Consider the following 24,177-nt stretch of genomic DNA (forward strand, 5'->3'; position numbering starts at 1 on the left):
CTTTAATCGTGGAAGTGTCACCGATGTCCTGATACAGAACTGTCACCGATGTCCCGATAGAAAACAATTTTTGTTTTCTGCTGAGGTGGCAAGAAAATCAGAAATGATTTGAGAATTCGGTACTGCCAGAGCGGCCGTGTGGTGAATGGCCTCGGGCGGGCAGGCTACTTGGCTCCCGAGCGCAGGATGCGCTCGGCCCCGGCCTTGGACTGTTGAGCGCTCAACGCATCGTTGGCAACACCGGCTACCGTCGATTGCTGGTCGCCGGCGATATTCCCCGCCGCCGTGAGGAGCGCATCCGAGTAGTCGGATTGTGCGGAAGCAGCGACTTCCTTCAGTCGGTTCAGCCCGCTCTTCGGGAGTTCGTATGCGGGCAGCCGGAGGTCGGCGCAGTCAGCGGGCAGGGCCGAACGCAAGGTACGCAACTGCGCATTGAGCGCCGCCCGCTCGCTCTCTGCCGCCTGCGCCGCCGTGCTGCTTCCCCTAGCCGCCTTGAGCTGCAGGGTGTAGTCCAAGGCATATCCGCGATCAAGGGCGCGGGCCAGCACGACGGGTTCAACAAGCTCCGGGTCGGAGGGTGAGGAGGGGCCACCTATCAAACTGTGGTCAGCCAGGCAGGCTACTGTTTGCGCAGCCTCCGGTGAGTCGGCGTCGGTGATTGCCTGGGGCAACTTCGCCGCCAGCTCCTTGTCCACCAGCTTCATGGCGTCGCGGGCGTCGAAATTGATTTGAAATGCAATTCGTGCCAAGGTCTCGCCGCGCTGGAGATCGGGTTCGGAGAAATCGGGAATGCTGGAGCTCAGGGCCGCGACCGATGACGCCAAGGCTTCCAGCTTTTCGGGGGAGTAGCTCCCCGGCTGGGCGGCCGGGGGCTGGTCGTCGAAACGCAGTTCCCCTGCCAGAGCCGCACCCTGCGAGAGCGAAGCGCCCAGATCGGCCAGGGCGGCGGCGACCTTCGCGTTTTCTGCCAGCTCGGCCAGTGCTGTGGCCTGGCTCCCCAAGTCCGCCAGCTGAGCACCGTACTGCCACTGTGCCTGCTGGTCGGTCGAAGCTGCGCTGACCGCCTCCGGGAGGCCTCGGTCGACCAACGCGCCGTGGAACACCGTGACCCCGATTCCCCAGGTAGCGGCTCCGGCAATCGATGCGAGCAGCACCGGTGCGATCCAGCCGGGGGCTCGCTTGGCCGGCGGCTGATGCGGTTCTGCGGGGCGAGGGGATGGATCAGTCATAGCGAAATGATCATCCCATGAAGTCGGGCCAGCAGCGAGGCCTTTGGCCCTTGTGCCGCGGCGTGGTGCAAACGTCTGGCGTGAGTTCCTTCACCTGAGACGGTGAACGAGTTCTCAAGCGGGGTTCGGGGAGATAGGCTTAACGGACAACATCGAATAGCGTGGGAGGATATCCATGACCGGTATGCCGGCCGATACCGAACAGGAAGCGCAGCGTCTGAGTGCTGTGTTGAAACCGGAAGTAGAATCCCACGGATTAATTCTGGAAGAAGTCTCTCTTCGCCCGTCGGGCAAACAGATGATTATCCAGATCATCGTCGACGAGGCCGACGGCCGCGAGTCGGTGAATCTCGATGCGCTCGGTGAAGTCACCACCACCATTTCCAACGCCCTGGACAAAGACGTCGTCTATGCCTCGGCCTCCCCCTATGAACTTGAAGTCAGCTCGCCGGGCCTGTCTCGCCCGCTGACCGCGCCGCGCCACTGGGTGCGTGCACTGAACCGCATGGTCAAGCTCACGCTGGCCGACGGCACCAAGCTTCGCGGACGTATCAACGAGGTTTCCGACGACGAGGTCGTTATTGCCGAGCACCGCGAGCCTGCCAAAAAGGGCATGAAGACCAAGATCCTTGATCCGGTCAGCTACTCCTTTGAAAACATCCGCAAGGCCGTCGTTGATCCGGAGCTGAACATCGACGACGAGCTGTTTGACACCATTGACACTGAAGATTGGGAGGGCTAGGCGTGGATATTGATCTCGACGCACTACGCATTCTGGAAAAAGACCGCGACATTCCGATGGAAGTCCTGATCCCGACCATCGAGTCCGCGCTGCTGCTTGCCTACAACAAGACCGAAGGCGCGATGCCCGGCGCCCGTGCCCACATCGAACGCAGCAACGGCCACGTCTCGATCCTCGTTGAGGACCGTGACGCAGCCGGCGTGGTGCTGGGAGAATTCGACGACACCCCGCACGGTTTTGGCCGTATTGCCGCTTCGACTGCACGCCAGGTCATCATGCAGCGCCTGCGTGAAGCAGAGGACGCCCAGGTCGTCGGCGAGTACGCCGCCCGCGTAGGCACCTTGATTTCCGGCGTCATCCAGCAGGGCTACTCCTCGCACATGGTGCAGGTCAACATCGGCGCCGTCGAAGCGCTGCTGCCTCCTGTGGAGCAGGTGCCGGGGGAGAAGTACCAGCACGGCAACCGCCTGCGCGCCTACGTGGTCTCCGCCGAGCGCGGCAACAAGGGCCCGGCCGTGACGCTTTCTCGCTCGCACCCGAACCTGGTTCGCCTGCTGTTCGAAATGGAAGTTCCGGAGATCGCCGACGGCACCGTCGTGGTCGAAGCGCTGGCCCGCGAAGCCGGCCACCGCACCAAGATCGCCGTGCGTGCCACCAAGCCTGGCGTCAACGCCAAGGGCGCTTGCATCGGTGAAATGGGCACTCGCGTGCGCGCCGTGATGAATGAGCTGAGCGACGAGAAGATCGACATCGTCGACTACAACGAGGACCCGGCCAAGTTCATCGCCGCCGCCCTCTCGCCGTCGAAGGTCGTCTCCGTGGAGATCCTGGATGAAGCCGAACGCCGCGCCCGCGTAGTGGTTCCGGATTCCCAGCTCTCGCTGGCCATCGGCAAGGAAGGGCAGAACGCCCGCCTGGCCGCCAAGCTCACCGGCTGGCGCATCGATATCCTGGCTGCTTCGGGCGGCAAGGAGCCCCAGCTCTAGAACAGTCGGGACATGGTTCACGGTCTGCAGCAGTTGCGCCGGGGTGCGTGTGATACCAAACTCACGCGCACACCGGGGCGCAAACGCGCTAGACTGGTAGTTGGTTCATTTCAACAGGAAGGTGGCGACGGCGCTCGCATGAAGCTGCATCAGCAACGCACGTGCATTGGCTGTCGGACCTCAACCTCCAGAAATGATCTGATTCGTTGGGTTCTCACCGAGCAGGCACCGCTTCCCGCGGTGCTTCTTGATGTGGGCGCTTCCGCCTCGGGGCGGGGCGCCTGGACCCACGGGATTGAAAAGTGTGTGCGGCAGGCAGTTCAGCGTCGGGCGTTCTCCAGGGCTTTCAAGTCCGCGGTCAACGCCGATACGGTGCTCGAGCAATTCACCGCATACGAAGATCGACCGGTCTCAGGCCGGCCATCTGGCAAACATGATGAAAGCGGGTCAGAAATCTGATGGCAACCCGATGAGTCCGCAATGTTGAGCGCACACCGATGAACAATCAGTTCTGCGTGATCCACCGTGCGGCGGAAGAATTTCACGAATTACACAGCTGATCTGCCAGAACACCTAAGTCCCAACGGACTCGGGGTTTATGCAGATCACATCAAAACAGGAGAGATGTGGCTAAACCCCGCGTTCACGAGCTCGCTAAAGAGCTCGGAATTACTTCGAAAGAAGCACTAACCAAACTGCAGGACATGGGCGAGTTCGTTCGCTCTGCGTCCTCAACCGTTGAGCCTCCGGTCGCCCGCAAGCTGCGCGACGCATTCCCGGGTGCCAACGGCGGCGGCGCAGCCAAGCCTGCTGCCGCTCGTCCGGCAGCAACCCCGGGCGCAGGCCGCCCGGCTGCTCCGAAGCCAGCTGGCACCAAGCCGGCTGCCGCCCCGAGCCCGCGCCCGGCAGCAAATCCTGCCGCCGCCGCGCCGAAGGCCGCTCCGGCTGCCCCCGCGGCACCGGCAGCCCCAGCCGCACCAGCGGCTCCGGCGACTCCGAAGGCCCAGGCCACCCCGGGAGCACCTGTTCCAGGTGCACCGAAGCCAGGCGCACGTCCGGCTCCGAAGCCGGGTACCCCGCGTCCTGGCAACAACCCGTTCAGCTCCCAGCAGGGAATGCGCGCCGGTGACTCCACCGAACGCCGCGGCGGAGGCCGCGACGGATCGCGTGCTCCTCGTCCGGGTGCTCCACGCCCAGGCGGCCCACGCCCGGGCAACAACCCATTCAGCTCGCAGCAGGGCATGCGGACCGAAGGCGGTTCCGCTGGTCCGCGTCCACCACGCGACGGCCAGCGCGGCCCGCGCCCAGGCGGCGCCGGTGCAGCTCAGGGCGGCCCGCGCCCACCACGCGACGGCCAGCGCGGCCCGCGCCCAGCCGGTGCAGGCGGTCCACGTCCAGCCGGTGCAGGCGGCCCGCGTCCAGCCGGCCAGGGCGGTCCACGTCCAGCCGGTGCAGGCGGCCCGCGTCCAGCAGGCGCAGGTGCACCGCGTCCGGGCGGCACCACTGCCACCCCGCGCATGATGCCTAACCGCACCGATCGTCCGGCTCCTGCCGGCGGCGGTCGTCCGGGTGCAGGCGCCGGCGGCCGTGGTCGTCCAGGCGGCGGCACCGGTGGCGGCGGCGGTACCGGTGGCGGTTTCCGCCCAGGTGCACCACGCGGCCGTGGCGGCGTGGGCGGTGCCTTCGGCAAGGGAGGCGCCGGTCGCGGCAAGCAGCGCAAGTCGAAGCGTGCCAAGCGCCAGGAATTGGAGCAGATGAGCGCTCCGTCGTTGGGCGGCGTGAATGTTCCGCGCGGCACCGGCGACACCGAGATCCGTCTGCGCCGCGGCGCATCGATCACCGACTTCGCAGACAAGATCGGCGCAAACCCGGCAGCACTGGTGACCGTACTGTTCCACCTCGGTGAAATGGCTACCGCCACCCAGTCGCTGGACGAGGCCACCTTCGAGGTGCTGGGCCAGGAACTGGGCTACAAGGTTTCGGTCGTCTCCCCTGAGGACGAGGACCGCGAACTGCTCGAAGGCTTCGGCCTGGACCTGGATGCCGAGCTTGAGGCTGAGGGCGAGGACGAGCTCGAGGAGCGCGCCCCGGTCATCACCATCATGGGCCACGTCGACCACGGTAAGACCCGACTGCTGGATGCCATCCGCAAGTCCAACGTTATCGAGGGCGAGCACGGCGGCATCACCCAGCACATCGGTGCCTACCAGATCACCCATGAGCATGAGGGCCGCGACCGCTCCATGACCTTCATCGATACCCCGGGCCACGAGGCGTTCACCGCCATGCGTGCCCGTGGCGCCGAGGTCACCGACGTGGCCGTGCTGGTTGTCGCAGCGGACGACGGCGTCATGCCGCAGACCATTGAGGCGCTGAACCACGCACAGGCCGCAGGCGTGCCGATCATTGTCGCAGTGAACAAGATCGACAAGCCGGAAGCCAACCCCGACAAGGTCATGGGCCAGCTCACCGAGTACGGTCTGGTGCCCGAGGAATACGGTGGCGACACCATGTTCGTGAAGGTCTCCGCCCTGCAGAAGCTGGGCATCGAGGAACTGCTCGACGCCGTGCTGCTGACCTCCGACGTCATGGAGCTCCAGGCCAACCCGGACAAGTCCGCCCGCGGCGTGGCCATTGAAGCCAACCTGGACAAGGGCCGCGGTTCCGTGGTCACCGTCCTGGTGCAGTCCGGTACCCTCGCGGTCGGCGACACCATGGTGGTGGGCACCGCCCACGGCCGTGTTCGCGCCATGTTCAACGAGAACGGCGAAAACCTGGACATCGCCCTGCCATCGCGTCCGGTACAGGTCCTCGGCCTGTCCTCGGTGCCGCGTGCAGGCGACAGCTTCCTGGTCACCGACGACGAGCGCACCGCCCGCCAGATCGCCGACAAGCGTGAAACCGCCGAGCGCAACGCCATGCTGGCCAAGCGCCGCAAGCGCATCACGCTGGAGGACTTCGACAAGGCCGTGGCCGACGGCAAGATCGACACCCTGAACCTGATCCTCAAGGGCGACGCCTCCGGTGCTGTTGAAGCACTGGAAGACTCGCTGATGAAGATCGACGTGGGAGAGGACGTGCAGCTGCGCGTCATCCACCGCGGCGTCGGTGCGATCACCCAGAACGACGTCAACCTGGCGACCGTGGACAACGCGATCATCATTGGCTTCAACGTGCGTCCTGCCGAGCGCGTTGCCGAAATGGCCGACAAGGAAGGCGTCGACATGCGCTTCTACTCGGTCATCTACGGCGCCATCGATGACATCGAGGCCGCGCTCAAGGGCATGCTCAAGCCGGAGTTCGAAGAAGTTGCGCTCGGCACCGCCGAGATCCGCATGGTCTTCCGCTCCTCGAAGTTCGGCAACATCGCCGGCTCGATCATCCGCTCGGGCACCATCAAGCGCAACACCAAGGCCCGCCTGGTGCGCGACGGCAACGTGGTCGCCGACAACCTGTCGATCGACTCGCTGCGCCGCGAGAAGGACGATGTCACCGAGGTCCGCGAGGGCTTCGAATGCGGTATCGGCCTGGGGTCGTTCAACGACATCAAGGAAGGCGACATCATCGAGACCTTCGAGATGCGCGAGAAGCCACGCGTCTAGCAGCATCCCGCTGGTAGCTTCGTGACTTACCGATTCGTGGGCGCTTGACCGCTGCCAAGCGGCCAGGCGCCCACGAATTTTGAACCATAAGGAGAAAACCATGGCTGATTCAGCCCGTGCCGCACGTCTTGCCAAGCGCGTGCAGGTCCTCATGGCCCAGTCCCTGCGCACCGTCATCAAGGACGAGCGCATCGACAACGTGACGGTGACCGATGCCCGCGTCACCAACGACCTGCAGCACGCCACCGTGTACTACACCGTGTTCGGCGACGACGAGTTGAAGACCGACGTCGCCGCCATGCTCGAAAAGCGCGGGGGAGCCCTGCGCAAGGAGCTGGGACGCAACCTGACCATCCGGCTGACCCCGACGCTGACCTTCGTGGCCGACGAGATCCCCGAGGGTGCTTCGCACCTTGAGGAACTGCTGGCCAAGGCCCGCGAGAAGGACGCCGAGGTCGCGGCCCTGCGCGAAGGCAAGCACTTTGCCGGCGACGAGGACCCGTACAAGAAGGACGAGGACCAGGACGCAGAACAGGCCTAGGCCTGCCTGCGCTTCCAGATCCGCTGGCCGGAGCGCCAAGCTGGGAAATCCCCGGCGCCCGCACGATGAACATCGTGCGGGCGCCGGGGATTTCGCTTGTCCGGAGCAGGGGAGCGCCGCCGGGCGCGGCGTCGCGGATCATTCCACGGTGAACTGCACCCGGTGCCAGCCAGAGGAGCCGTCGGGCACCGGGTCGGCACGCTCCTCGGTCTGCAGCTTTCCGCTGAGGTCATAGGCGCGCACTGCCACCGCATGCAGGCCGGGCGCCGCTTGCTCCCAGCGGTAGCTCCACTGGCGCCAGGTATCGAGCCCGGCTGCGTCGGCCAGCTCGGCATCGCGCCACTGCCCGCCGTCGATGCTGACCTGGACCCGGGAAATGCCTCGGGTCTGCGCCCAGGCGCTGCCGCCGATATCCACCCGGCCGGCGGGCACCGTGGCAAAGGACTGCGGGGTATCCACCCGGGAGGACATCTTCACCGGGCCGCGCTCGGACCAGCCGCGGGTGGTCCAGTAGGCGGCCTTGTCCGCAAAGCGGGTCACCTCCAGGTCCACCACCCACTTGGTGGCCGACACGTATCCGTAGAGCCCGGGGACCACCATGCGCACCGGAAAACCGTGCTCCATGGGCAGCGGCTCCCCGTTCATGCCCACGGCCAGCAGCGCCATGCGCCCATCGGTCAGCGCTTCCAGCGGAGTGGAGGCGCTGAACCCGTCAATCGAGGTGGACAGCACCATGTCCGCCCCCGCGGTCGGCTTGGCGCGGGCCAGCACCTCCCGCAGCGGATATCCCAGCCACTTCGCATTGCCCACCAGGTCCCCGCCCACAGGGTTCGAAACACAGGTCAGCGTCAGGTAGTGCTCCACCAGTTCCTGGTCGAGCAGCTCCTGGAAGCTCATCGTGAACTCGTGTTCCACCAGCCCATGGACGCGCAGCGACCACTGCGCCGGGTCGACGCCGGGCACCGTCAGCGCGGTGTCGATGCGGTAGAAATCCTGGTTCGGGGTGATGAACCGGGGCATCCCGGCGAGCTGCAGCTGGGCGCCCGGGGGCACCGCCGGGGCCGGGGTCCGGGCGGCCGGAAGCCGCAGGGCCTTGCGCGCCAGATCGGCGGCATTGCGGGTCGCGGACAGCGACCTGGACAGGAAGACCGCACCCGCCGCGAGCACCACGGACCCGGCGGCGCCGAACATGAAATTGCGCCGGGCCACCCCGTCGGAGGGATCATCGCAGTGCGCCGGATCCAGCCGTGCAGCCAGCGAACACAGCCACCGCAAGGTGAACAGCGCCGCCACGGTGCCCAGGACCGTCGGAACCAGGTCCAGCGGGCCGGTGGCGGAACGCGAGATCACTGCGGCGCCCAGGATTCCAGCCAGCACCAGCACCGCCGTCGACGCGGCAGCGGTGCTGCGCCGGCCCAGCATGCCGATCAGCGCGGCAAGCACGATAGCCACGGCTCCCATCGAAACGAACAGGGCCAGCTTGTCGTTGGTGCCGAACAGCGAAATCGCCAGGTCCTTCAGCCACGGAGGGGTGAAATCGATAACCGCGGATCCCAACGCCACCATGGGCGCGGAAGAAGCCGCGAAAAAGGCCGACGCCAGCTGGGCGACGCCGAACAGCACCCCGGCCGAGCACAGTCCCGCGAGCGCATACGCTCCGCGCGCTCCCAGGCTGCGCGTCGTTGTTTCCTTCACGGCATGTCACCTCCGGTGAAATTGGCCGCCGTCCCGTGGTTCCGGGGCGGCTGGTCCTTGAGCAGGTGGTTCGGAGCCGTGCTGGCGGCGGATTGGCCCGGACGGGCTCAGAGTTCCTGGACCATCAGCGGTTCGGTAGTCGGCGCGGGCGAACCCGCAGCCGGTTCAACGGTGATGCCGAAATGCGAGATCCCGTCCATGGCCCCGGAGACCAGCTTCAAGCCGTCGGCGTCGGCTCCCGGAAGCATGCCGGCCGGCTGGGCGCCGTCCGCGGAGATCAGCCAGAGCTCGTAGCCCATGTCCCGGGGCAGCTCGGGCATCCCGGCGGTGGTGACGGCCATCAGGCCGCGCTCCACCGAGTAGGACAGGGTCACGCTCGCCCCGTCGGCCATGGCCTGGGTTTTGGTTTTCACGTCCGGCGCTCCCAGCAGCGCGGTGAGCTCGCTCTGGCGTGCGCCGAGATCGGTGAGCTGCGCCTGCAGCTCGCGCTGTTCCGCCTGCTGCAGGTAAACCACGGTTCCCAGCCCTGCCGAGCCCAGCAGCAGGATGGCGGCGGCCAGCGCGAAGAACTTCGCTGCACCGCGGCGGGCTGGCCGGGTTGGCCGCCCGGGGACGGGGTCCGCGGCGGGTGCCGGCCCGGCCTGCGGGTCTTGACCCGCGGGACCGTCGGCGGGCAGCTGCGGCCGCCGGGCGATCTCTTCCATGAGACGGGATTTCACCCCGGCCGGCGGCGGCACCGGTGCGCTGCCCAGCGCCAGCATGGCGGCGGTCTCATCCATGGAATCCATGTCGGCCTTCAGCTCGGGGGAGCCTGCGGCCAGTGCCAGCAGCCTGGCGCGTTCCTCCTCGCCCAGCGCATGCAGGGCGTAGCTGCCGGTCAGCTCGTTCTCGTTCCGTTCCACTACGCCACCCCCATCAGGTCTCGAAGCTTAATCATGCCATCGCGGATGCGCGTCTTGGCGGTGCCCACCGGGATTCTCAGGAGGTCGGCCACCTCGTGGTGCGTGTAGCCGCCGAAGTAGGCCAGCTCGATGGCGGCACGCTGGGTCTCGCTCAGGCGCTTCAGCGCCTGGACGATGCGCCGGCTCTCGTCATGGAGGATGGCGTTCTCTTCGACGTCGTTGTACTCGGTGCCGATGTCCTGCAGCCCCATGCGCAGGTCGCGGTCCCGGCTCGCCTGGCTGGAGCGGATGCGGTCCACCGTGCGGCGGTGCGCGAGGGTCAGGAGCCAGGCCGCGGCGCTGCCGCGGGCCCGGTCGAACCGCTTGGCCTGCTGCCAGGCCTCCACGAAGATTTCCTGCAGCACTTCCTCGCTTTGCGCCTCGTCCTTGAGCAGGCGCCGGACCAGTCCAAAGACCCGTGGAGCGAGGCAGTCGTAGAACTGCTCGAAGGCGCGCTCGTCGCCGTCGGCAATACGGCGCATGAGTTCTTCGGGTGAAACCATCACCCGCTCTGGAACTGCGTCGCTCATCTCCGAAGTCATAGACCCAAGAATCTCATGCACGACTGGATCTTTCCCATGGTTCTCATCCACCGTTCAGTTTCAAGGGCGTTCGCCGGTGCCTGCCGCGACGCGCGGCGCACGGCGGCGTCCGGATCCTCCGCCGGAACCGGACGCCGCCGTGCCTTGGTTGGTCGGACAGGGTGCTTGCGCCGCGGCTACTTGTCGGCCGGCGGCATCAGGACGGTGTCGACCAGGTAGACCACCGCGTTGGCGGTCTGGACTCCGCCGCAGACAACCTTGGCGTCATTGACCATCAGGTTGTCGCCGCTTCCGGTCACCTTCAGGTCCTGGCCTTCAACGGTGGTGTGAGTTCCTGTAATGTCTGCGGGCTGGATTTCCCCGGGAACCACGTGATAGGTGAGCACCTTGGTCAGCATGTCCGAATCCTTGACGACCGCGTTCAGGTCTTTTTCCGGAATGGCCGCGAAGGCCTCGTCAACCGGTGCGAAGACCGTGAATTCTGCGCCGTTCAAGGTGTCGACCAAGTCGACGTCCGGGTTCAGCTTTCCGGAGACCGCTTTGGTCAAGGTCTTCAGCAACGGGTTGTTGGATGCCGCGACAGCGACCGGGTCCTTGGCCATTCCGGCGACCGAACCGTCGCCGCTCGGAACGGCTTCGGCATAGGCCGAACATCCCGAGCCGACCAGGCTTCCGGCCGGATCCATGCCGCTGTCGGCGGCCGGGCTGCTTTCGGTAGCCATGTCCGAGCTGGAAGCCGCGGGTGCGGATGAGCTCGATGATTCCGGGGTTCCGCTGTCCATTGAGCAGGCACTGAGCCCCAGCGCGGCAACCGCGATCAATCCCAGGGCTCCGGCGAACGTTTTCTGAGTGTGCTTCATGTCGTTCTCCCTCTGCGGCGACGGCGAGAACCGTCGCGGTGTCCCGTCCCGGAAGGGGCGGGCTTTCACAGGGTATTCGGGGCGCACCGCGTTGCGGATTGGAATGAATTGAAAATAATTTGAAAATGCTCCAAATGGCGCAGGTGCCGGTTCCTTTCTGCAAAGGGAGGAACCGGCACCTGCGCGGTATTGCGGAGGGGAAGGAATACCTAGATCAGGTCCTCACCGCGGCGCTTTGCCTCGCGGACCTCGGACATGAATCCCTTGCAAATGACGACGGCGACCACGGCCACGATCACCGGCCAGATAAGAACATAGAGGCTGAGGGCTAGCATTTATTCACGCTCCTGAACGGTGGTGGTGGTGTTCCTGCTGTCGGCAGAAGGCAGGGCGACCGGCTGTTCTCCGGTGTCGAAGTCCCCAGCCCGCTCGGCGATGACCGAGAAGTCGAAGTTCTGCGTTGACTTGAAAGACATGAGATAGCAGATGATGGTACTGACCGAATAGGCGACGAGCGAGGCCGACAGTGTCGTGTAGTCGCGCAGGAATCCGAAGCAGAACGGTGCCGCGACCACGGTGGCGCCGATGCCGAGGACCAGCGCCGGACGCAGGCCGAAGAAGCCGAAGGCCATCAGGCCCAGGACGATGCCGATGCCCAGGACGGCCAGCAGCTCGATCAGCACGGCGGTGACGCCGGTCATCGGGATCATGTCGAAGCGCACCGGAATGAACACCGCCAGCGCGGCGATGACGGAAACGGTAAAGGCCTTGTTGGTGACCTTCTTCCAGTAGAAGCTGGCGAGCACCGGGAAAACCAGCGCGCCCCACAGTGCGCCGACGAAGACCAGCAGATCGAGGATGTTCATCTGCATGCTGGCCAATGCGACGGCCAGCGCGGTCGCGGCGACCATGGTCAGCCGTCCGATCAGCAGCATGGTTTTCGGGTTGGCCTTCTTCTTGCCTGCAATGTTCTGGCCGTAGATGTCGGCCATCATGATGGAAGACAGTGCGGACAGGTCGGAGTCGGCAGTCGAGGACAGCGCGCCGATGATCATGATGAAGAACAGCGCCAGCAGGATGCCCGGAAGGTAGCTTGCAGCCATTTCAGGGATGATGTTGTTCAGGTCCCCGCCGGTCGGCTCGAAGCCCAGGTACAGGGCCAGTACGCCGAGCATGCCGACGCCGATGACCATGGCGCCGTAGCCGATGGTTGCGGTGATGAATGTCGGCTTGATCAGGTCCTCGCGCACTGCGAACAGGCGCTGGGCGATGGTCTGGTTGCCGATGGCGTAGGCCAGGACCGCTGCGATGTACGGGGCGCCCTGGTTCAGGAAGGCCTCGGAGGAGAAGAAGTTCGACTGCTGCGCGGTGAGGTTCGACGCCCCTGTCTCGAAGGCTGCGGGGAATCCCGCCGCGAAGAAGATGAACGGCACGATGATTGCCACTGCGCCGAGCATTGCGATGACCTGCATGAAGTCGGTAAGCACCGAGGCACGGAAGCCCGACCACAGGGTGTACAACAGCACGCCGCCGGCCACGGCGAACACGCCCTGGATGAAGTTGAAGGGGGAGAGCATGGAAATCAGCACGCCGCCAGCGATGAAGTTGGACATCAGCGAGATCACCGAGCCGACCACGTTGGAACCTGCCAGCATCAGCTGGCTGGAGCGGCCGTGACGGACATACATGACCTCTGCCAGCGTATGCGCCTTGGGAGCCACCTTGCGGATGCGTTTGCCGAAGGGGTAGATGAACAGGATCATCAGGGCGCCCCATAAGCCGTAGTGGATGGGGCCGCTGATTCCGTAGGTGTAGCCGGACGAGGCCGAGGCGTACATGGAAGAGGCCCAGATCCAGGTAGCGGTCATACTTGCCGCTGATATGCCGAAGCCGATTTTGTTGCCGGCGGTCATGTACCCGTCGGCGTTTTCATTCTTCTTACCAATACGGGTGGAAACGTAGAAAGTTCCGCCGTAAAACAAAACCAATAGAAGTACAACGGTCAGAGCGCTGAAACCGACTGTTTCCGGGTTCACACTCCACCTCCTTAGGATCGACGAGTTCGAGAATCGACACCTAGGCGGGACAGAGCCCGCCAAGGCGCATGGTTCTGCACGTCTCATCCCGCGCACTGCGATGGCGGGGTTCGATTAGCCGACGCACACAAGCCCTGTGGCCATTAATCACTCTCCGTCCTTTGCTCGGTTCATATCTTGCCTAAACCAGCCTATTTTTAAGCGCGCTGAGTCAGCTCGCAGTCGTGCTCTCGCTTGCCTTGCGAAGGCATAATGCTCGTTGAATGATCGATAATTCGATCTTGAATGAATCGAACGCGCCGAACAAACAGTTCGGCGGCAAAATCACCATTCACCCTTGGTTCTGCCCCATTTGACGGCGAAATTCAAGCCAGTCAAAGAGCCAGTCGATGATCCGCATCGTCGGGCAGGAGGCCGCTCTGCGTCTGCAGTTCACCGGAAAATAGGTGTTGTTGAGCCTGCCGTATCCGACTTGCGTCGTAGACCTGGCGGGATCATCGACTGCTTGAGCGTAGCATGAATCAGAGAACCCTGCTCAAATCGTTCCAGATTAAGATCTCTGATCAAGGATCGTTTTAGATCGTTTCGACATCAAATCCAATAACTCAAAAATGATGACTAATCGTTTTATTGCGATGAAATTTCATGAAATGCAATATTCATTTATGTCTGTATTTGTTGTTTAGTTGCCTGGTTTTTGATGTCGTATCATCGGCGGAGAATTCGTCTCGGGCCGGCGTGGAAAACGGGTTTGTGACGACGTGCACTGCAATGCATGGCACGACCGCCGAGCGTCGTATTCCAGCGCCAGGCCTTGACCGGTCGACTTGGAGGAAACACGGCTGGGCGTGGCCCTACTGCACCAAACGGCCCGTGTTTCCCAAATTTGATCGAGGAGGGCAAGCCACAGCTGCGCAGTTCTGCAGCTATGCCGCCCTGCTCAAGGTATTGATAGTAAGCGCCGCATCCGGGGGAACGCCGCCGCGGTAAAGAACACCATCACTTTGCCCATGCCGCATGCCGGTGGGTGGACGCCGTCAAGGATTTGCCGCCCTGGCAAGGAGCAGTGCCTCCAACAAGTTCCGGCGTTCACCAGTGCCAGGTTTGCGGCGTGGGATTTCCCCATCGAGCGATCGGTGCGCTGCCAACAGGGATTCTTCGCCGGACAAGAGAAATCCGTGCAGGTCTCCCCAGAGCCCTGCACGGATTCAATTCCCGTGGTTCAGATTAGTGATGACCGTGGTGGCTGCGTCCCAACGTTGCAGTGACAATCGATCCGGATGGCGCCAGCGCATTCGTGCTGACAGCGATCCGGTGCCCGCTGATTGCCACGTCGGAGGCCATCTGCGCAGGCAACACGTTGACCGCCTTGCCCTTGACGATCTTGGACACGCCTCCGCCGAACAGCTCGGTAACGAAGACGGTTCCGCGTTCATCCACTGCGACGCCGGTAGGCGCGCTCAGGTTGCTGGCCACGACGTAGCTCCTCTTGCTATGGAGATTCATCTTGTAGACCTTGCCCTTGGACATGGATTCACCCGGAGATCCCGGCAGCACGGTGTAGTACAGCCAGTCACCCCTCAGCGTGATGTCGGTGGGAACGGGCTGGGCCCAGTAGGTGCGTCCCATCATGCATTCCGGAACGGTCAGGCCGGCCTCCGCAGCTGCGGCGACGACTGCGTCATCGATCACCACGGGCTCGGCGGGGAGCAGCTTGAGCACGCTGGCCTTGCCGCGAGCATCCACCTTCCACAGCGCGTTGCCGCCCGCGTCGCCCACGTAGACATTGCCGCGCGACACCGCGGTGGAATACGGATGGGAATAGACCTCGCCGGTGGACTGCAGCCACGGTGCCTGGTCCAGGCAGGTTTGCGGGGCATCGCGGACACCGTAGACGGTCTTTCCGTCCGGGTTGAGCTTGACTTCCCACTTGGTCATGTCGGTGATGGTCCGGGTCTTGCCGTGGTGGCTGATGGATTTGAGCAATGCCGGGCCGACGACTTCGGGATTTTCATCGGTGCCCGCCACGTTTTCAAAGTAGTACGTGGTGCCGTGCGAGTACGACACTGCACCGATTTCCTTGCCCGGCGCGGAAGCCAGAACCTTCTTGGTTCCGTCCGGTGCCACCGATGAAAGCATGCCTGCGAAGGACTCTGTGACCAAGATGCTGCCTCGAGGTCCATGCGCCACCTTCAACGGTCCGCCGAGGCCCTCGATCAGGGTTTCGACATTCTTCACCGTTGTCCGGGAGTCATGGTGGGATCCGCCTCCGGCTTGTGCCGGGGCGATATTCAACGTTGTTGCCAGAAGCGCCCCCGCAGCGACCGCTGCGAATGCACGGAATTTCATGGGGTGTTCCTTGCCTTGCTGGTGACTCGCGGTCCGATATGGGACCGCGCGAAGTGGATCTTCACCCGCAAGATCGATGGAAGTCATCACACGGCAATGCACCCCTGATGGCGTACGGCCATGGGGAACAGGTTTTGATAGCCCCAAGAATTTTGCGAGTGAATGGAAGCCGTGCGAGGCGGCTCGCGGCGAAGCGCCCCAGTCACCTCGTCCCCAACAACACCGGCGTGAAAAGCCACGCAAGTGTTTAGATTCTAGGAGCGTAGCCGCCACTGGTCAATCGTTTCCCACCGGTAACCTGCGGCTCCGTCCAAACAGGGACCAGGAGGCAGCGACGGGTCACCGGAAGATCTGTCGTGAACAAATTTTTTGTTCACTTCGCACGCCGCGGACTGCTGCTTGGCGATTTCCGGCGGGGTGGAAGTCGCGCTGCAGCCGGCAGCGTGCCGGAGCGCTATCCGGCAGCCGAAATCCGCGCCGGAAAACCGCGGTCCGAGGGGCCAAGCGCGCACCGGTGATGGGATCGACCACATCTGCGCCCCAAAAAGGTCATTGACCGGGGCAGCGCCTATACTGGAACGCGTGAGTAAAGCCGGGCAGAACACTGAAGAGCAGGCCTCTGGCCTCGTACTAGTCGATAAAGAACAGGGCATGACCTCCCACGATGTGGTCGGCCGCATCCGCCGACTGGCGGGCACCCGCAAGGTGGGCCATGCCGGAACGCTGGATCCGATGGCCACGGGCGTCCTGGTCATCGGCATCAACAAGGCGACCCGTTTGCTCACCTACATCGTCGGGCACGACAAGACCTATACGGCCACCATCCGCTTGGGCCAGAGCACCGTCACCGATGACGCCGAGGGAGACATCGTCTCCGAGCGCATCGCCGCCGCCGTGACCGATGAGGACATCGAACGCGAAGTGGCCAAGCTGCGCGGCGAGATCCAGCAAGTCCCCAGCCAGGTCTCCGCGATCAAGGTCGACGGCAAGCGCTCCTACGCCCGGGTTCGCGCCGGCGAGCAGGTGGAACTGAAGTCCCGCCCGGTCACGATCAAGCGCTTCGACATCCACGAGATCCGCCGCGAAAACGGCGGCAAGATCCTCGACGTTGACGTCACCGTCTCCTGCACCTCCGGAACCTACATCCGGGCGCTGGCCCGCGACCTGGGCGAAGCGCTGAACGTCGGCGGCCACCTGACCGCGCTGCGCCGCACCGAGGTCGGCCCGTACAAGATCAAGCTGACCCGCACCCTGGAGCAGCTGGCACAGGAGTTCGAGATCCTGCCCCTGGAAAAGGCCGCCGCCGCGATCTTCCCGAACCGCACCGTGAGCGTCGACGAAGCCGTGGAGCTGTCCTTCGGGCGTCCCATCGCCGCGTCAGCCAAGACCATGGACGTTCCCGCAGGCGAGCCCGTCGCGGCTTTCGCGCCCAACGGCGTACTGGTGGCACTGTTGGAAGACAAGGGCGACAAGGCCCGCACCACGCTGGTATTCACCGCCAAGTAAGCTGCGGCCCAGCTCGTAATCCAGGGAGGATTGCCCTTTTGATTGTCATGAACGGCTTTTTCATTGCCGGCGCGATTGTCTGCGCGGTGGCGCTGCTTGTCGCGGTTATCGCCACGGCCATCCGCAGGCATCCCGACGACTGGGCCCTGGTCGGCGCGATCGCCACCGAGGTGTTCCTGATCGTCTACGGCATTGCCGCGGCCATCCGCCAGGCCGGGGGAAAGGCGGTGGCCGGAGACCCGATCGAATTCTGGGGCTATTTCATCACCGCGCTGATCATGCCGCCGATCGCGTTCTTCTGGGCGGTCAGCGAGAAAAGCCGCTGGTCAAACGCCGTGCTCGCGGCCTCGTCCCTGGTCACGTTCGTAATGTTGTTCCGCATGGAACAGATCTGGCAGTAGGAGCCATCACATGAGTCAGAAGCCACGCAATTCGCGCATCCTGCAGGCGGCCGAAGCCAAGAAATCCGCAGCCGGGCCCAAACCCAGCCGTACCACGGGTCTGGGCCGGGTCATCATCGCCGTCTACGGCATTCTCGCGCTGGCCGCGACGGTGCGTGCGGTCTACCAGATCGTGAGCAAGTTCGATGAAGCCCCGGAAGCCTACGTCCTTTCGCTGATCTCCGGCCTGATCTACTTCGTTGCGACCTTCTCGCTGTCCTCGGCCAAGCCGCATGCCTGGCTGGTGTCGCTGTGGGCGGTGAGCATCGAATTGGCCGGTGTGCTGGTGGTCGGCACGCTGTCGCTGACCCACCCGGAGATTTTCGCGCACCCGTCGGTATGGAGCGGTTTCGGCGAGGGCTATGGATACATCCCGCTGGTGCTCCCGATCGTCGGCCTGTGGTGGCTGTACCGTAATCGTAGTGAGCGTCACAGCTAAACCCGTGTAAGAATTGCTACGGCGGGTTTTTTGATCGGCCGAAGAAAGTACCCATAAAGGAGCAAAGTGCACTATTGGAAGGGCCTGGACGCAGTCCCCACAGACGTGGCTCCCACCGTTGTGACCATTGGCAACTTCGACGGGGTCCATCTGGGGCACTGCGAAGTCCTGGACGCCGTCGTTTCACTGGCGAAGCAGCGTGCGGCCAAATCGGTGGCCATCACCTTTGAACCCCACCCGGCACTGGTGCACCGCCCGGACAGCGCGCCGGAACTGATCATGGGTCTTGCCGACCGCGTGGACACCCTGGCCAGCGTGGGCCTGGATGCGGTCCTGATGATCCACTACACCCTGGAATTCGCAGACCAGAGCGCCGAAGAGTTCGTGAAGTCCATCATCGTGGACACGCTGCACGCCACTGCCGTCGTGGTGGGCCATGACGTGCGCTTCGGCCGCAACAACTCCGGCGACTTCGAATACATGCAGGAACTGGGCCGGACGTACGGTTTCGACGTCATCGGCGTGGACGACGTGGGCGACAAGCGCCGCCTGTCCTCCACCTGGGTGCGCGAAGAGCTGGCCGCCGGCAATGTCGAAGCCGCCGCTTCGATCCTCGGCCGCCCGCACCGCATGCGCGGCGAAGTGGTCCACGGGGCCGCCCGGGGACGGGAACTCGGCTTCCCCACCGCGAACCTGTCCGCGGATGCTTCGGGCATCATTCCGGCCGACGGCGTCTATGCCGGCTGGCTGGTCGACGAGGCCGACGTGCGCTGGCCCGCCGCCATTTCGGTGGGTTCCAACCCGACCTTCGACGGCATCTCCCGCGTCGTGGAGGCCCATGTCATGGACCGTCCGGACGAGGGAGTCGAGGACTTCGACCTCTACGGCCAGCAGGTCGTCATCGAGTTCGTCTCCCACCTTCGTCCGATGGTCGCCTACCGCGGCATCGAGGCCTTGATCGACCAGATGGCCGAAGACGTCGAGCAGGCCCGCTCGGTTTTGGCCCTGGAGCAGCACTAGGCTCGATGGCTGAAATTCCTTCCCTGCCGCAGCGCGCCTTCACCGTCGATGCTGCGCGGCGCACCGAGCTGGCCTCCGCCTTCCAGAGCGGGGCGGACAGCTACGACAAGATCCGCCCGTCCTATCCGCCGCAGGCGCTGGACTTCGCGCTGCAGGCGCGGCCGCGAACCGCGGTGGACATCGGCTGCGGCTCCGGCATCTTCACCGAGCAGCTCGCGTCCCGCGGACTGGAAGTCAGCGCGGTCGACCCCTCGGCCGACATGCTCCGGGTGCTGGCCGAGCGCCTGCCGCAGGTGGCGCGCACCTGCGCGGCGGGAGAGGACACCGGGTTGCCGGAGAACGCTTTCGACCTGGTCAGCTATGCGCAGGCCTGGCACTGGGTGGACCATGCCAAGGCCAGCGCGGAAGCCGCGCGGCTGCTGCGCAACGACGGCTGGCTGACGCTGCTGTGGAACCAGCTGGACGTCACCATTCCCTGGGTGCATCGGCTGGCGCGGATCATGCATGCCGGCGACGTCCACCGCCCAGAGCTGGAGCCGCCCCTCGGCACCCAGTTCGAAAAGCCCGAACACGGCATCTGGCATTGGTCCATGGAGCTCGACTTCGCAGAGATCATCGAACTGACCAAATCCCGCAGCTACTATCGCCGATCAAGCGAGAACACTCGAACCAAGGTGGAGGGAAACCTCGCCTGGTACTGGCTGGATCATCTGGGCCACGCGGCCGGGGACAAGGTCCAGGTGCCCTATCTCACGCATGCCTGGAGGGCGCGCCGGCGCACCCGTCGATGATATGATTGTTGACGGCCTTCGCTGCAGTCCGCGGTTGCGAGATGCCACCGCGAGCGTTTGACGCTCGCGTCTGAATGAAACGCGGTCCAACTCTAGGAGTTTGTTATGGCACTGGATGCCGCAATCAAGAACGAGATCATCAAGGCTTACGCCACCCACGAGGGTGACACCGGTTCGCCTGAGGTTCAGATCGCCGTCATGTCCCGTCGTATTTCGGACCTGACCGAGCACCTGAAGATGCACAAGCATGACCACCACACCCGCCGTGGCCTGATGGCCCTGGTTGGTCGTCGTCGTCGTATGCTCGGCTACCTCAAGAACACCGACATCGAGCGCTACCGCGCGCTGATCGAGCGTCTGGGCCTGCGCAAGTAGTCTCCGGCTGTTCAGCCGAAACCCCCGGTTCCTTCTGGAACCGGGGGTTTTCGCATCCCAAGGGAACCTCCGGCTACTCGGCGGGCTGGGCTGCGGTTTCAGCCGCGGCTTGGGCCTGCGCAGCGGCCTTCTCCTGATGGATCGCCTCGGCCAGGAGCTTCTCCATTTCCTTGGCCACGCCGCCGGCGGAGGCAGGGTTCTGCCCCGTCACGAGCCGGTCGGAGACCTGCACATTCTCCTCGAAGTCGTCCGCTGCCAAGTGGGTGGCTCCCTGCTCTTCCAAGCGGTCCGCCAGCAGGAACGGGACGATCTTTTCCTTGCCCACCGCGACTTCTTCGGAATTCGTGAAGGCGGCGACCTGTTTGCCCGTCAATAGCTTCATCCCGTGGTCGAGTTCCACATCAAGCAGCCCGGCCGGGCCGTGGCAGACCGCGCCAACGATGCCGCCCTTGAGGTAGATGCTGGAAATCAGCGACTGCAGGCCTTCGTTGTCCGGGAAGTCCCACATGGTGCCGTGCCCGCCGACGAGGTAAACCGCGTCATACTGTTCCGGGTCGATGACTTCAACCCTGGCGGTGTTGTAGAGGCCCGCCCGGGTCGTCTCATCCTGGGTAAACGCCACCTGGATCGGGTCGGAAGAATCTACGGTGTCCTGTGGCGGCTGGCCTCCCTTGATGGAGGCGAAATCCACGAAATGCCCTGAGTCGCGGAAGACTTTCCACGGATGGGCTGCTTCGGCGACGTTGTAGCCGGTTGGCTCTCCAGTGTCGCCGAGTTCAGAAACGCTGGTAAGGACCATGAGGATTTTCTTCAAGGTGTACTCCTTTCGCTTTCGTGCTTCCAGCCTTGTAGATGGAAACGGAGGGTTCAAGGAAATGGAGGGACTTGCCAGTTAGGGCATTGGGCTTGATGGCCTATGCCCAGGGTTCGTGCCTGAAGCTGATCAAAAAATTTGATCAGGAATTCCGCTCAGGAACTTCGTCCGAAACCAGTGGCGGGAATCTGATCAAAAAAATTGATCAAAAAAACGGTTCACCCGATGATTGGGCCGGGATCCTAGGTCGGGGAAATGCTCCAGCCTCGAAAATGCTCGGATTCGACGGACTCCGGGGGCGGATGTGCAAGAATCCGATTCATTGACGGTGCAGGAAACTGCGTGGGAGATGAGAGGGGCGTGGGAATGGCCGGACGACACCAGCGGCGTCCGCCGCTTCTCGAATGGATCTTTCGGGTCGCCCTGTTGTTCAAGGGACTCGACGGTATCTTGGAGATCGTCGGCGGCGTGCTGTTCCTCTTGTTCAATCCCGGCCAGCTGGATTCACTGGCCAAGATGCTCACGCAGCATGAGCTGTCTAAGGACCCGGGGGATCTGATCGCAAACCTGTTGCTGCATGCCAGCGGTTCGCTCACCGTTTCCGGATCTTGGTTCGCAGCCGCCTATCTTCTGCTCCACGGGGTGGTCAAAGTAGTCCTGGTGTGGGCGGTGCTGCTCGACAAGCTGTGGGCTTATCCGTGGATGCTCGGGTTCCTGGCGATCTTCATCGGTTACCAGGCCTACACCCTTTTTGCCGGCTTCAGCGCATGGATGCTGCTGCTGACGTTGTTCGACGTGTTCATCCTCTGGCTCACGTTACGCGAGTATCGGATCAAGCGCCGTCGAGGCCCGGAGAGCCCGGGACCAAGTGCTGAGCTGGTTCCCTGACACCGGCGCAATTTTGTCATACGGAAGTTAACTTTCGTTTTAGTTTGGGTGTGCCGTTAGGCTTGAGGCACGTTCGAGCTTCACCGTGTCAAGAAAGCGAGCCGTCATGACCCAGCCAGTTCTCCAGCGCCAACTTTTCGGTCCTGGTCCCAGCAACCCGTATCCGGAAGCCACCGCGGCACTGGGCCTGCCGCTACTCGGACATCTTGATCCGGCATTCATTGCCCGCATGGACCGGGTCTGCGATTCGCTGCGCATCCTGTGGGGAACCTCCAATGCCCGCACCCTGCCGCTGAGCGCTACCGGATCCGCCGGCATGGAAGCCGCGTTCGTCAACACCATCAACCCGGGCGATGTAGCAGTGATCGCCGTCAACGGCTTGTTCGGCGAGCGCATGTGCGAGGTGGCCTCGCGCGTGGGCGCCGAGGTAGTCCGCGTGGACCACGACTACGGAACCCCGGTCGACGCGCAGCGCGTGGCGGAGGCCCACCCGAATCCAACCGTCATTGCGGCAGTCCACGCAGAGACCAGTACCGGTGTGCTGTCCGACATTGCCGCGCTGGGTGCGATCAAGGGCGACGCCCTGCTGATCACCGACGCGGTGACCTCCATCGGAGGCATGCCGGTGCAGGCCGACGACTGGGGTATCGACGTGGGCTACGCCGGCACCCAGAAGTGCATCGGCGTGGCTCCGGGTCTGGCGCCTTTCACGATTTCGGACCGCGCCTTCGAGCGACGCGTGCAGAAGCCGCAGTCCTGGTATCTGGACCTCGGCCTGCTGGGCGGGTACACCACCGGTTCCACCGGCGGCGGCCGCACCTACCACCACACGGCCCCGGTGGCCATGGTCGCATCGCTGGAAGCAGGGCTGGACCGCATCCTCAGCGAAGGCCTTGATTCGGTCACCGCGCGCCACCAGTCCGCCGGCACCGCCCTGCAGGACGGCCTGCAGGAAATGGGGCTGGAACTGTTCGCGGCCGAGGGCTACCGCCTGCCGCAGCTGACTACCGTCAAGGTCCCGGAGCACGTGGACTCCGCCAAGGTCCGCGGCTACCTTCTGGAGCGATTCAACATCGAGATCGGCGGCGGCGTGGGACAGTACGCCAACACCGTGTGGCGCATCGGCCTGATGGGCCCCAACGCCAACCCCGCCTCCGTGGCGCTGCTGCTGGCAGCACTGAAGGAAGCGATCGACAAGGCGTAGCTGCAACGCCGCCTTGCCGCGGCAATCACGCACAAGATGCTGACGGGCCGGCGCTCGCCGAAGGAATTCGGTGGGTGCCGGCCCGTTGCGCCTTTCCGGCTGGAAATCAGCCAGCAAGGCCCTCTGGCTCATGCGCGAAGTCCAGCCGGACGCTGCCGCCGGTGGTATCCAGTGCCGCCCAGCCTCCGATGGGCAATGTGAACATCGGGCTGGTATGCCCGAAATCCAGATTGGCGACAACCGGCACGGTGGACAGCATCGGATGCTTGGCGAGGACCTGTTCCAACAGCGAGCGGGTGATCTTGGATTCGAGCTGGAACCTGCCGAGGGCCAGGCCCCGGATCCTGGAAGCCGCCGGCATTTGCAGCAGCGAGGCGAGGTTTCGCGCGAATTCATCGACGTCCGCGGCGCAGTCGTCTTCGAGGAACAGGAACGCGCCAGCCAGCTGGGGCAGCAGCTCGCCGCCCTGCAGCAGCCGCAGGGTCCCGAGATTTCCGCCGACGACCCGGCCGGCCGCCTGCCCGGGATTCAGTACCCATGGGCCGTCGGTGTCATGCACGGTGCGGCGGTCCTGGTCCATGAACCACAGATCGTCGGTGAACTGGGCGGCATGCTCAATGGACCACGAGAGTTCGTGGGTGGCCTGCCGGAACCACCATCCGGTGGGTTCGAAATGGTCCCGCATCCCGAAGGATGACCAATGGGCGCCGACATAGGTGATCAGCCCGGTCTTCGCATAGATGGCGTTGGCCAGGACGGTGAAGTCCGAGTACCCGCAGAAGACCTTTGGGTTGGCGGCGATCAGCTCCCAATCCAGGTAGGGCAGCAGCTCGTTGGCGTTGAATCCGCCGATGACGCTGATGATCCCGTCGACTCCCGGATCCGCGAACGCGGCGTGCAGGTCCGCCAGCCGGGAGGCAATGGGGGAGCTGTCGAAGTCGTCCAGCTCATCCACGTGCTCGCCGAATTGCAGCTGCAGGCCCATGCCGGCAAAGCGTTCGTTGATCCATTGCGTGTTGTCGTGTTCCATCACATAGGCACGCGAGCAGGACGGGGCGATGGCCCGCAGGGTGGCTCCGGGGACAAGCCTGCGGGCGATCTGCGGTGGCGGGGTCGAGGCTGTCATTTTCCCATCCTAGGCCTGCAGCCGGCCGGACTGGGTGCTGCGAAGACCGGG

24 protein-coding genes are annotated in these 24,177 nt (G+C 64.1%); 14 read left to right on the forward strand and 10 right to left on the reverse strand.

The window, feature by feature from the left end:
* Positions 1-164 precede the first annotated feature (164 nt).
* Complete coding sequence (locus IEY43_RS13535) at positions 165-1,229, reverse strand: hypothetical protein (protein WP_188949108.1); 1,065 nt, start codon at positions 1,227-1,229, stop codon at positions 165-167.
* Between the two features lie 175 nt (positions 1,230-1,404).
* Here IEY43_RS13535 and rimP point away from each other — a divergent pair, with 175 nt between their 5' ends.
* The 5 genes from rimP to rbfA all read left to right on the forward strand — a co-directional run bounded on the left by rimP (position 1,405) and on the right by rbfA (position 7,100).
* Positions 1,405-1,971 (forward strand): ribosome maturation factor RimP, encoded by a 567-nt coding sequence (gene rimP, locus IEY43_RS13540; protein WP_188949109.1) that lies wholly within the window; start codon positions 1,405-1,407, stop codon positions 1,969-1,971.
* A 2-nt stretch (positions 1,972-1,973) separates the two neighbouring features.
* On the forward strand, positions 1,974-2,957 hold the full coding sequence (nusA, locus tag IEY43_RS13545; RefSeq protein WP_188949110.1) for a transcription termination factor NusA: 984 nt from the start codon (positions 1,974-1,976) through the stop codon (positions 2,955-2,957).
* 138 nt (positions 2,958-3,095) lie between these two features.
* The gene (locus IEY43_RS13550) at positions 3,096-3,416 is read left to right on the forward strand and encodes a YlxR family protein (RefSeq protein ID WP_188949111.1); all 321 of its coding nucleotides are present in this window, start codon (positions 3,096-3,098) and stop codon (positions 3,414-3,416) included.
* Between the two features lie 167 nt (positions 3,417-3,583).
* Positions 3,584-6,559 carry a translation initiation factor IF-2 gene (infB, locus tag IEY43_RS13555; protein ID WP_188949112.1) on the forward strand — a complete coding sequence of 992 codons (2,976 nt, stop codon included), beginning with the start codon at positions 3,584-3,586 and terminating at the stop codon, positions 6,557-6,559.
* Positions 6,560-6,659: 100 nt separating this feature from the next.
* Positions 6,660-7,100: a 30S ribosome-binding factor RbfA gene (gene rbfA, locus IEY43_RS13560; RefSeq protein WP_188949113.1), complete on the forward strand. Its 441-nt coding sequence runs from the start codon at positions 6,660-6,662 to the stop codon at positions 7,098-7,100.
* 138 nt (positions 7,101-7,238) lie between these two features.
* On the opposite strand, the gene IEY43_RS13565 is transcribed toward rbfA, so the two are convergent.
* From IEY43_RS13565 to IEY43_RS13590, 7 genes are all read right to left on the reverse strand, one after another.
* Entirely contained in the window at positions 7,239-8,795 is a 1,557-nt protein-coding gene (locus IEY43_RS13565) for a molybdopterin-dependent oxidoreductase (RefSeq protein ID WP_229777409.1), read from the reverse strand.
* A gap of 107 nt (positions 8,796-8,902) precedes the next feature.
* The gene (locus tag IEY43_RS13570) at positions 8,903-9,697 is read right to left on the reverse strand and encodes an anti-sigma factor (protein WP_188949114.1); all 795 of its coding nucleotides are present in this window, start codon (positions 9,695-9,697) and stop codon (positions 8,903-8,905) included.
* Positions 9,697-10,266 carry an ECF RNA polymerase sigma factor SigK gene (gene sigK / locus IEY43_RS13575; protein WP_188949115.1) on the reverse strand — a complete coding sequence of 190 codons (570 nt, stop codon included), beginning with the start codon at positions 10,264-10,266 and terminating at the stop codon, positions 9,697-9,699. Before sigK ends, IEY43_RS13570 begins: the two co-directional genes overlap by 1 nt.
* A 188-nt stretch (positions 10,267-10,454) precedes the next feature.
* A complete protein-coding gene (locus tag IEY43_RS13580) occupies positions 10,455-11,138 on the reverse strand; it encodes a fasciclin domain-containing protein (protein WP_188949116.1) in 684 nt (227 codons plus the stop codon).
* 209 nt (positions 11,139-11,347) lie between these two features.
* Positions 11,348-11,473, reverse strand: a complete 126-nt coding sequence (locus tag IEY43_RS18225; RefSeq protein WP_209550390.1) for a putative transporter small subunit — start codon at positions 11,471-11,473, stop codon at positions 11,348-11,350.
* Complete coding sequence (locus tag IEY43_RS13585) at positions 11,474-13,174, reverse strand: sodium:solute symporter family protein (RefSeq protein WP_229777410.1); 1,701 nt, start codon at positions 13,172-13,174, stop codon at positions 11,474-11,476.
* A 1,227-nt stretch (positions 13,175-14,401) separates the two neighbouring features.
* Entirely contained in the window at positions 14,402-15,523 is a 1,122-nt protein-coding gene (locus tag IEY43_RS13590; RefSeq protein ID WP_188949118.1) for a ScyD/ScyE family protein, read from the reverse strand.
* A gap of 582 nt (positions 15,524-16,105) precedes the next feature.
* Between IEY43_RS13590 and truB the strand changes: the two genes are divergently transcribed.
* The 6 genes from truB (at position 16,106) to rpsO (ending at position 20,094) form a co-directional block, all read left to right on the forward strand.
* The gene (truB, locus tag IEY43_RS13595) at positions 16,106-17,029 is read left to right on the forward strand and encodes a tRNA pseudouridine(55) synthase TruB (protein ID WP_188949119.1); all 924 of its coding nucleotides are present in this window, start codon (positions 16,106-16,108) and stop codon (positions 17,027-17,029) included.
* 47 nt (positions 17,030-17,076) lie between these two features.
* Entirely contained in the window at positions 17,077-17,430 is a 354-nt protein-coding gene (locus tag IEY43_RS13600) for a hypothetical protein (RefSeq protein WP_229777422.1), read from the forward strand.
* Positions 17,431-17,440: 10 nt separating this feature from the next.
* On the forward strand, positions 17,441-17,908 hold the full coding sequence (locus IEY43_RS13605) for a hypothetical protein (RefSeq protein ID WP_188949120.1): 468 nt from the start codon (positions 17,441-17,443) through the stop codon (positions 17,906-17,908).
* Between the two features lie 66 nt (positions 17,909-17,974).
* Positions 17,975-18,928, forward strand: coding sequence for a bifunctional riboflavin kinase/FAD synthetase (locus tag IEY43_RS13610; protein WP_188949121.1), 954 nt, complete (start codon positions 17,975-17,977; stop codon positions 18,926-18,928).
* 5 nt (positions 18,929-18,933) lie between these two features.
* Entirely contained in the window at positions 18,934-19,719 is a 786-nt protein-coding gene (locus tag IEY43_RS13615; protein WP_188949122.1) for a class I SAM-dependent methyltransferase, read from the forward strand.
* A 105-nt stretch (positions 19,720-19,824) separates the two neighbouring features.
* The gene (gene rpsO, locus IEY43_RS13620; RefSeq protein ID WP_188949123.1) at positions 19,825-20,094 is read left to right on the forward strand and encodes a 30S ribosomal protein S15; all 270 of its coding nucleotides are present in this window, start codon (positions 19,825-19,827) and stop codon (positions 20,092-20,094) included.
* Between the two features lie 73 nt (positions 20,095-20,167).
* Here rpsO and IEY43_RS13625 read toward each other — a convergent pair whose 3' ends face one another.
* Positions 20,168-20,908, reverse strand: a complete 741-nt coding sequence (locus IEY43_RS13625) for a type 1 glutamine amidotransferase domain-containing protein (RefSeq protein ID WP_188949124.1) — start codon at positions 20,906-20,908, stop codon at positions 20,168-20,170.
* A 95-nt stretch (positions 20,909-21,003) separates the two neighbouring features.
* Here IEY43_RS13625 and IEY43_RS13630 point away from each other — a divergent pair, with 95 nt between their 5' ends.
* From IEY43_RS13630 to IEY43_RS13640, 3 genes are all read left to right on the forward strand, one after another.
* Positions 21,004-21,234 carry a hypothetical protein gene (locus tag IEY43_RS13630; RefSeq protein WP_188949125.1) on the forward strand — a complete coding sequence of 77 codons (231 nt, stop codon included), beginning with the start codon at positions 21,004-21,006 and terminating at the stop codon, positions 21,232-21,234.
* A 16-nt stretch (positions 21,235-21,250) separates the two neighbouring features.
* The gene (locus IEY43_RS13635; RefSeq protein WP_188949126.1) at positions 21,251-21,796 is read left to right on the forward strand and encodes a DUF2127 domain-containing protein; all 546 of its coding nucleotides are present in this window, start codon (positions 21,251-21,253) and stop codon (positions 21,794-21,796) included.
* 106 nt (positions 21,797-21,902) lie between these two features.
* The gene (locus tag IEY43_RS13640; protein WP_188949127.1) at positions 21,903-23,000 is read left to right on the forward strand and encodes a pyridoxal-phosphate-dependent aminotransferase family protein; all 1,098 of its coding nucleotides are present in this window, start codon (positions 21,903-21,905) and stop codon (positions 22,998-23,000) included.
* 106 nt (positions 23,001-23,106) lie between these two features.
* Here the strand turns inward: IEY43_RS13640 and IEY43_RS13645 are convergent, their stop codons facing one another.
* Entirely contained in the window at positions 23,107-24,126 is a 1,020-nt protein-coding gene (locus IEY43_RS13645) for a S66 family peptidase (protein ID WP_188949128.1), read from the reverse strand.
* Positions 24,127-24,177 lie beyond the last annotated feature (51 nt).

Source organism: Glutamicibacter protophormiae (assembly GCF_014647495.1).
Taxonomy (GTDB): Bacteria; Actinomycetota; Actinomycetes; order Actinomycetales; family Micrococcaceae; genus Glutamicibacter; species Glutamicibacter protophormiae.

Excerpts from the sequence above, each read along its gene's own strand:
- IEY43_RS13590 (WP_188949118.1), bottom strand. The coding sequence starts at position 15,523 with ATGAAATTCCGTGCATTCGCAGCGGTCGCTGCGGGGGCGCTTCTGGCA.
- IEY43_RS18225 (WP_209550390.1), bottom strand. The coding sequence starts at position 11,473 with ATGCTAGCCCTCAGCCTCTATGTTCTTATCTGGCCGGTGATCGTGGCC.
- IEY43_RS13535 (WP_188949108.1), bottom strand. The coding sequence starts at position 1,229 with ATGACTGATCCATCCCCTCGCCCCGCAGAACCGCATCAGCCGCCGGCC.
- rimP (WP_188949109.1), top strand. The coding sequence starts at position 1,405 with ATGACCGGTATGCCGGCCGATACCGAACAGGAAGCGCAGCGTCTGAGT.
- IEY43_RS13605 (WP_188949120.1), top strand. The coding sequence starts at position 17,441 with ATGAGTCAGAAGCCACGCAATTCGCGCATCCTGCAGGCGGCCGAAGCC.
- IEY43_RS13615 (WP_188949122.1), top strand. The coding sequence starts at position 18,934 with ATGGCTGAAATTCCTTCCCTGCCGCAGCGCGCCTTCACCGTCGATGCT.
- IEY43_RS13550 (WP_188949111.1), top strand. The coding sequence starts at position 3,096 with ATGAAGCTGCATCAGCAACGCACGTGCATTGGCTGTCGGACCTCAACC.
- IEY43_RS13645 (WP_188949128.1), bottom strand. The coding sequence starts at position 24,126 with ATGACAGCCTCGACCCCGCCACCGCAGATCGCCCGCAGGCTTGTCCCC.
- IEY43_RS13640 (WP_188949127.1), top strand. The coding sequence starts at position 21,903 with ATGACCCAGCCAGTTCTCCAGCGCCAACTTTTCGGTCCTGGTCCCAGC.
- sigK (WP_188949115.1), bottom strand. The coding sequence starts at position 10,266 with ATGAGCGACGCAGTTCCAGAGCGGGTGATGGTTTCACCCGAAGAACTC.
- IEY43_RS13580 (WP_188949116.1), bottom strand. The coding sequence starts at position 11,138 with ATGAAGCACACTCAGAAAACGTTCGCCGGAGCCCTGGGATTGATCGCG.
- rbfA (WP_188949113.1), top strand. The coding sequence starts at position 6,660 with ATGGCTGATTCAGCCCGTGCCGCACGTCTTGCCAAGCGCGTGCAGGTC.
- rpsO (WP_188949123.1), top strand. The coding sequence starts at position 19,825 with ATGGCACTGGATGCCGCAATCAAGAACGAGATCATCAAGGCTTACGCC.
- IEY43_RS13630 (WP_188949125.1), top strand. The coding sequence starts at position 21,004 with ATGGCCTATGCCCAGGGTTCGTGCCTGAAGCTGATCAAAAAATTTGAT.
- IEY43_RS13600 (WP_229777422.1), top strand. The coding sequence starts at position 17,077 with ATGAACGGCTTTTTCATTGCCGGCGCGATTGTCTGCGCGGTGGCGCTG.